The 7,224-nt window shown below is 69.2% G+C and carries 8 protein-coding genes, 1 tRNA gene and 1 pseudogene; 6 read left to right on the top strand and 4 right to left on the bottom strand.

The window, feature by feature from the left end; all coding sequences use genetic code 11:
• Positions 1-246 precede the first annotated feature (246 nt).
• The 4 genes and pseudogenes from V7E09_RS13650 to V7E09_RS13635 all read right to left on the bottom strand — a co-directional run bounded on the left by V7E09_RS13650 (position 247) and on the right by V7E09_RS13635 (position 4,348).
• Positions 247-323 (bottom strand) — tRNA-Pro (locus V7E09_RS13650).
• A 148-nt stretch (positions 324-471) separates the two neighbouring features.
• A pseudogene (locus tag V7E09_RS13645) lies at positions 472-840 on the bottom strand (hypothetical protein).
• Positions 841-1,076: 236 nt separating this feature from the next.
• Positions 1,077-1,985, bottom strand: a complete 909-nt coding sequence (locus tag V7E09_RS13640; protein WP_324512208.1) for a metallophosphoesterase — start codon at positions 1,983-1,985, stop codon at positions 1,077-1,079.
• Positions 1,982-4,348 (bottom strand): transglycosylase domain-containing protein, encoded by a 2,367-nt coding sequence (locus V7E09_RS13635; RefSeq protein WP_324512209.1) that lies wholly within the window; start codon positions 4,346-4,348, stop codon positions 1,982-1,984. Before V7E09_RS13635 ends, V7E09_RS13640 begins: the two co-directional genes overlap by 4 nt.
• A 255-nt stretch (positions 4,349-4,603) precedes the next feature.
• Between V7E09_RS13635 and V7E09_RS13630 the strand changes: the two genes are divergently transcribed.
• The 6 genes from V7E09_RS13630 to V7E09_RS13605 form a co-directional block, all read left to right on the top strand.
• A complete protein-coding gene (locus tag V7E09_RS13630; protein WP_324512210.1) occupies positions 4,604-4,879 on the top strand; it encodes a WhiB family transcriptional regulator in 276 nt (91 codons plus the stop codon).
• 33 nt (positions 4,880-4,912) lie between these two features.
• On the top strand, positions 4,913-5,080 hold the full coding sequence (locus V7E09_RS13625; protein WP_324512211.1) for a hypothetical protein: 168 nt from the start codon (positions 4,913-4,915) through the stop codon (positions 5,078-5,080).
• Entirely contained in the window at positions 5,077-5,550 is a 474-nt protein-coding gene (locus V7E09_RS13620) for a RidA family protein (protein ID WP_324512212.1), read from the top strand. The genes V7E09_RS13625 and V7E09_RS13620 overlap by 4 nt, the downstream gene beginning before the upstream one ends.
• A complete protein-coding gene (gene nth / locus V7E09_RS13615) occupies positions 5,544-6,221 on the top strand; it encodes an endonuclease III (protein ID WP_442956895.1) in 678 nt (225 codons plus the stop codon). The genes V7E09_RS13620 and nth overlap by 7 nt, the downstream gene beginning before the upstream one ends.
• Complete coding sequence (locus tag V7E09_RS13610) at positions 6,218-6,844, top strand: TlpA family protein disulfide reductase (RefSeq protein WP_324512214.1); 627 nt, start codon at positions 6,218-6,220, stop codon at positions 6,842-6,844. The genes nth and V7E09_RS13610 overlap by 4 nt, the downstream gene beginning before the upstream one ends.
• Positions 6,841-7,224 (top strand): NUDIX hydrolase (locus V7E09_RS13605; protein ID WP_324523549.1); only part of this gene is annotated, 384 nt, incomplete at its 3' end. The genes V7E09_RS13610 and V7E09_RS13605, both read left to right, overlap by 4 nt.

Genomic DNA, 7,224 nt, shown 5'->3' with positions numbered 1-7,224 from the left:
GGTCTCATGGCCCCACCCTAGGAGCGGAGTCGCCGTCACCAGGGGCCAAGGTGGGAAGTTCAGTCCGCGCAACCCTGGCAACCAGACTGCGGTCGGGGAATCCCTCCATCGAGGGTCGGGCGGCGCGTCCTGGGTGGCCCAAACCTCAGTCTTCGGCGGGTTCAGCCTCAGTCCTCGGCGAGATGGCCAGGTGATGTGGTGCCTGTGGAACGCCCACGCTGGAACTGATGATTCCTCAACACTCTGTGGTCGGGGTGACAGGATTTGAACCTGCGGCCTCTTCGTCCCGAACGAAGCGCGCTACCAAGCTGCGCCACACCCCGATGGCCCATCAGGGCCGTTGGTCAGCATATCTCAACGCGCGGGGAATCTCACATCGTCGGTGCACCTGTGCAGACGGCGCTTGGGGCCTAGGTGTCTGCTCGATCGGGTGTACGTGCGGAGACCCGCTCGGCGGAGGTGTCGTTCGACCTAGGCGTTGGGGTGGTGTTCAGGTGGGGCGGTGAGCTGGTCGACTGCTGCGACGAGCATGGCGCGACGCGGTGAGGGTGTGCCGTCCGTGGTGTCGGGGGCGATCATCTCGGCCACGTGGGGGGAGGTGAACCACCAGGTGGTCATCGCCATGACCGCCGAGAACAGGTAGGGGGCAGGCACCTCGGCACGGATCGCGCCCGCCGCTTGAGCTGCGGCGATCGCGGAGGCTTTGTCGGCTTAGTGCGCGGCGCGCGCCTCCTCGGCGACCGTCTGGCCGTCGTCGCACAAGGCCTCCCACGACATGAGGCGCAGCAGGTGGGGGTGGGCCCGGTGGTGGTCGAACACCCGGCCCGCGTAGTCACCCAGGTCTCGAGCCTGGTCGCGGGTCAGGGGGACCGCCGCGGCGAGCTTGGCAAGCTCGGCATCGAGGACCGCGTCGAACTCCTCAACCGCCGCGTCCCTGGACGGGCACCCGCGCTACCAGATGCACGAGGACAGCTACGCCATCAGCGAGGCGTTCACCCACTGAGCGCGGACACCACCCGCGGGCGGGCCCGCCCGAACCGGCACCTTCGCGCCGGCACGCTCCCGGTGCGAGGCGGTCAGCCGCGCGGCACCAGCGTCAGCAGGGACACCTCGGGCGGGCAGGCGAACCGGTACGGCGCGAACGGGGACATGCCCACCCCTGCGGAGACGTTGACGTAGCTTTCGTGGCCGCCCGCGTCGTAGGTGAACAGGCCGCTGGCGTGCTCGCGGGGGAGGTCGCAGTTGGTCACCAGGGCGCCCCGCCCGGGGATGCAGACCTGGCCGCCGTGGGTGTGTCCGGCGAAGATCATCGCGACGCCGTCGGCGGTCATGGCGTCCAGCAGCCGGAGGTAGGGCGCGTGCGTGACGCCGATCTCCACCGCGTCCGGGGACGCCGGGCCCGCGACGGCGCTGTAGTCGTCCCGCTCGTGGTGGGCATCGCCGGTGCCGCGGAAGCGGAACTTCTGCCCGCCGATGTCCAGATCGGCGGTCCGTTCCTCCAGGTAGACCCAGCCCAAGCCCTCCAGGGCGGCGCGCAGTTCGCCGGTCGGCATCGGTAACGGCTCCGCCTTCGCGGCTCCACCCGAATGCCCGAACAGGTACCGCACCGGCAGCTTGAACGTCGGCTGGTGAAAATCGTTCGACCCGAACACGAACACGCCTGGGACGTCCTTGAGGCGTCCCAACGACTCGATCAGCGGTTCGATCGCGTCCGGGGAGCTGATGCTGTCGCCCGTGGACACCACCAGGTCAGGTTCCAGGCCCGCGAGGCCGCGCAGAAAATCCCGCTTGTGGCCCTGGCGGGGCAGCAGATGAAAGTCCGAGACGTGCAGCACCCGGAGGGGACGTGCACCCTCCGGAAGCACCGGGACGCTCGCACGCCGGACCCTGAACGCGGTGCGCTCGATCGCCACCCCATAGGTGACGCAGGCGGCACCGACAGCTGCGAGCGCGCCTAGCGCACGCAACCCAACACGGCCACTCACCGGTTGCCGTCAGTCCCGCCGCCCGTGGCGGGCGGGGCGCTGGTCGCGGGCGCGGCGGACGCCGGGGCGGAGGCCTCGGCCTTCGGGCCCGACGACACCATCAGCTTGATGGTGCTGAACTTCGGCGCCTCCGACTTCGGGGACAGGCCCAGGAACGTGCCCGCCTTCTTCGCATTCTCGACGCGCACGACTGACGTGCCGAAGCCTGCCTGCTGCAGGACCGCCCGGCAGTCGTTCAGGCTCATGCCCGAGCAACTCGGGACGCTGACCGTCTCGCCCGTGGCGCTGTCCGCGCCCGGCTTGACGAAGTCGCCCTTCTCGAGCCCCTGGAGGGCCACGGTCATGGCGGGCTTCCAGATGCCGGCACCCGCCTCGCCACCGGAGCTGCCACGCAGCCGGTAGGCGCCGTCGCGGATCGGGGCGCCGGTCAGGGAGCGGCGCTCGGCCCGGACATTCTTGTAGCGGTCGGCCTTGCCGTCGACGGTCAGCATCGCGATGCCGGCCAACTGGGGAGTCATGCCGACCGTCCAGATCGTCGGGGTGCCCGTGTCGGTGCCCGTCTTACCGGCGATGTTGTAGCCGGGGATGGCGGCCGAGGACGCCGTTCCGCCGTTGAAGGGGCCGCGAAGAACGTCGGCGATCGCGTCGGCGACGCCCTCGGAAATCACCTGCTGGCAGTTCGCCGACGGCACCTCGTAGTTCTTGCCGTCCTTACTGACCGCCGACTTCAAGATGATCGGCTCGCAGCGCTTGCCGCGCGCGGCGATCGTCGCGTAGGCGTTCACCAAGGAGATGGGCGACACCTCGGCCGCACCCAGGGTGAAGGACGGGTTCTGCGCCTTGGTGAAGGTCGTGCCGCTGAGCTTCAATCCCAACTTCTCTGCCATCTGCGTCACCTCGCACAGGCCCACGTCCTGCTCCAGGGAGACGAAGTAGTTGTTCACCGAGTACTTGGCCCCGGTGTACATGTCGAACTCGCCACCGCCGCCCGCGTTGGTGACGCCCCACGATTTGGGGACCTTCACACTGCCTTCGCACGTGCGGAAGACCTCGCCCTTCCAGTCTTTCTCCTTGGGGGAGTCGTAACTTCGCGAGGTGGGATAGCCCTTGTCGATCGCGGCAGCGAGCGTGAACATCTTGAACGTGGAACCGCCCCGATAGCCCTCGGCGCCCCCGAGGCTGGGCTCCATCGCGTAGTTCCAGTACGTCTCACCGGCGTTGCTGCCGATCTTGTCGCGGCTTTGTGCGATGCCCTTGATCAGGCCGGTGCCCGGCTCGATCATCACCATGACGCCGATGACCGGATCGGTCGCGTAGACGTAGTTGGAGACGGCGTCCTGCGCGGCGCGCTGGGTGCGGGGATCGATCTCTGTCTGGATCGTCAGCCCGCCCCGGTTCAGCAGGCTGCGCCGGGTCTCGGTGTCCGGGCCCAGGCTGTCCATCTGCAGCAGCGTCTTCTCCACCACGGAACACAGGTGCGGGAACTCGGAGGCGGCGCAGCCGTGCGCCGTCGTCGTGATCTTGCTGCGGTCGAACACCTCGGCGCGGGCTTCGTCGTACTGCTCCTGCGTGATGACCTTCTGGCCGAGCATCACGTCGAGGACGTTGTTGCGCCGCTCGATTGCGAGCTTCTCGTGGTTGATCGGGTCGGTCGTGGCCGGGTTGCGCACCAGCCCGGCCAGCATCGCCGACTGGCCCAGGGTCAGGTCCTTCGCCGTGGTGCCGAAGTAGCGGCGGGCTGCCGCCTCGACGCCGTAGGCGCCCGCACCGTAATACGACAGGTTCAGGTAGCGCTCGAGGATGTCGTCCTTCGACATCTTGTCCTCCAGCGCAATCGCGTAGCGCAGCTCCAGCAGCTTGCGGGAGAACGTGCGGTCGTAGGCGGCCGCCAGGGCCTCCTTATCGTTGTCCGCGACGGCCTTGTCGATGAGCGCCAGCTTCACGTACTGCTGCGTCAGCGTCGAGCCGCCCTGGGTGTTGCCGCTGGACGTTCGCACCAAGGCGCGCAGCGTGCCGCGCAGGTCGATGGCGCCGTGCTCGTAGAAGCGGCGATCCTCCAGCGTCACCTGCGCGAGGCGCATCACCGGGGCGATGTCGGCCAGCGAGACGTACACGCGGTTCTCGTCATAGAAATTCGTCAGCACCGAACCGTCGGCCATCAAGACCTTGGACCCTTCGGCGGGAGGGGGCGTCTCGACCTCTTTGGGGATGGCTTGGATCGCGGTGGCGCCGGCCTTGGAGAACTCCGCCGCGACACTCGCCGTGGGAACGGCGAGGCCCGCGACAAGGACGCCGCCGAGGACACTCACGGCGACGAACATCAAGGCCGAATACAGCCTGCGACCCATGGTTGGTGCACGCATATGAACCAGGGTACGGGACGCACCTGAGAATTCCCGATGCCGGACGGCGCGACCCCGCCAGGTCGGGTCTAGGATGCCCCCACGCCGGTAGCCCGGCCGGGTGACAAGGCAACAGAGCCTAGACCCCGGGACGGGGATGGTAGCGCCTGCCTCAGCATGCAACATGCGTTGGCAAAGTTGCACTGGCGCGTTTATCATTCTGTGATGCCGGTGCGGGTCATCCGGACGGCGACCGCCACGTCAGGGAGGTGGGCGATGACGCTCAGCAAGACGGAAGACTGGACGCTTCAGGCCAAGTGTCGGGGCATGCAGGACAAGCTGTTTCCCGAAGGTGTTGATCAGAAGCGTGCACGGCTGGTCTGCATGGGGTGTCCCGTGCGCTCCGAGTGTCTCGCCGAAGCTCTCGACAACCGCATCGAGTGGGGGGTGTGGGGCGGCATGACCGAGCGGGAGCGCCGCCAGTTGCTGCGGCAGCGCACCGACATTCGCTCCTGGCAGACCGTGCTCTGCGGCCCCGGGAAGATTCGCTGAGCCCACGGTCGCCTCATCATCTAGGGTGAGGCCATGACCAAGTGGGAGTACGCCACCGCGCCTGTTCTGGTGCATTCGACCAAGCAGATCCTCGACAACTGGGGGATGGACGGCTGGGAGCTCGTCACCATCATTCCCGGTCCGAACCCGCAGAACCTCGTCGCTTACTTCAAGCGTCCGATCCCCGACCAGTTCGCATGAGCACCCCGAGTGCCCGGCTGGCCGAACTGGGACTGAGCCTCCCTCCCGTCGCCGCACCCCTGGCCGCCTATGTGCCGGCCACCGTGAGCAGCGGTCACGTCTACACCTCTGGGCAGCTACCCTCCGTCGCCGGTGAACTCACCCACCGCGGCAAGGTCGGCGCCGAGGTCAGCCTTGAGGACGCCGTGCAGGCGGCCCGGACGGCCATGCTGAACGCGCTGGCCGCCGCCGCGTCCGTCATCGGCGGACTCGATCGGATCGGCCGGGTCATCAAGGTCACCGTCTTCGTGGCCAGCGACCCCACCTTCACCGGTCAGCCCGCCGTCGCCAACGGCGCCAGCGAGCTCCTCGGGGAGCTGTTCGGCGACGCCGGGCGTCACGTCCGCAGCGCCGTCGGGGTCAGCGTCCTGCCGTTGGATGCCCCGGTCGAGGTCGAGTTGACCGTCGAACCTGCCGGGGTTGCCTGGTAGTGGGCCAGCCGGAGGTCGTCTATGCGACGTTGGGGCAGATGTACCCCGACGCGCGGTGCGAACTCGACTTCACGACGCCCCTCGAACTCCTGGTGGCGACAGTCCTGTCAGCCCAGTCGACGGACCGGCGCGTCAACACGGTGACCCCGGAGTTGTTCGCACGCTATCCGGACGCCGCCAGCTATGCGGGCGCCGACGTCGACGACCTGGAGACGATCATCCGCCCCACCGGGTTCTTCCGGGCGAAGGCCGGACACCTGATCGGCATCGGGCAGGCCCTCGTCGAACGCTACGACGGGGCGGTGCCCGGCGTCCTCGAGGACCTCGTCACCCTGCCTGGGGTGGGCCGCAAGACGGCCAACGTCGTCCTCGGTGACGCGTTCGGCGTCCCCGGCATCACCCCGGACACGCACCTCATCCGCGTCTCCAACCGGCTCGGCTGGGTGTCCTCGACCAAGCCGAACGTGGTGGAGGACGCCGTCGGCGCGCTGTTCCCGCCACACGAGTGGGTGCGGCTGAACCATCGCATCATCTGGCACGGGCGTCGCCGCTGCCACGCGCGGCGGCCCGCGTGCGGCGTCTGCGACCTGGCGGCGGTGTGCCCCAGCTTCGGTGAGGGGCCCACCGATCCGGAGATCGCCGCCACCCTCGTGAGGGAGCCGCGCGCATGACTGTCGCTGTGCGGCGTCCGCGCACGTTCCTGGTGTTGGTCGCCGCCGTCCTCGGCCTGATCCTGCTGGGCGGCTGTGGTTCCCCCCGGGAGGAGGGCCCAGCTCCCGACGTCGCCGTGGACGCCGCCCTCGTCGCTCAGCGCGAGCGGGCCGGCATCGCCGACTGCCCGGTCACGCCGGCGTCCGCCGAACCGGTCGCCGGGGGACTGCCGGATCTGCTGCTGGGCTGCCTTGGGTCCGGCCGTCAGGTCAACCTCGCCGGGCTGCGCGGGACGCCCATGGTGATCAACTTCTGGGCTCAGTGGTGCGGGCCCTGCCGTGAGGAGGCGCCGCACCTGACCGAGTTCGCGGCTCGCGCCGCAGGGCGGGTGACGGTGCTGGGTGTGGACTACTCCGACCCCGACCCGGCGCTGGCCATCGAGTTCGCCGCCTACGCAGGTTGGACGTATCCGCACGTCACCGACCCGCTGCGGCAAACGGCCGGTCCGGTTCGTTTCACCGGCATCCCCGTCACGATCTTCGTCGACGCCCAGGGACGCATCGTGTACCGCACCGTGGGGGCGGTGGCGTCCACCGAAGAACTCGTCTCCGCCACGGCGACCTACTTGGGGGTGGACCTGTGACGCCGCGCCCGGCCTCCCTGGATCGGCTCGTCACCGCGCTGGCCGAGCCGGGCGGTGGCGAGAGCGTGGTGCGCGGGCGTCCTGCGCGCGACGGACGCAAGGCGGCCGTCCTCATCTGCTTCTCCGGCGAGGCGGGGGCCGCCCCCGGGGACCTGCAGCTCATCATCATCGAGAAGTCCGCCCGGCTGCGCAGCCATGCCGGGCAGTGCGCCTTCCCCGGTGGTGGCGTCGACCCTGCGGACGCCTCCAGCGTGGCGGCCGCCTTCCGGGAAGCCAACGAGGAGGTCGGGCTGCACGCGGACACGGTCGACCTGCTCGGCATCCTGCCCGCCGCCCACGTTGCCGCCACCGGCTACGACGTCACCCCCGTCGTCGCGTGG

It is taken from the genome of Propioniciclava sp., assembly GCF_036744435.1.
Taxonomy (GTDB): domain Bacteria; phylum Actinomycetota; class Actinomycetes; order Propionibacteriales; family Propionibacteriaceae; genus Propioniciclava.
Note: the sequence above shows the minus strand (reverse complement) of the source record. Positions and strands in the feature narration are given on the sequence as shown.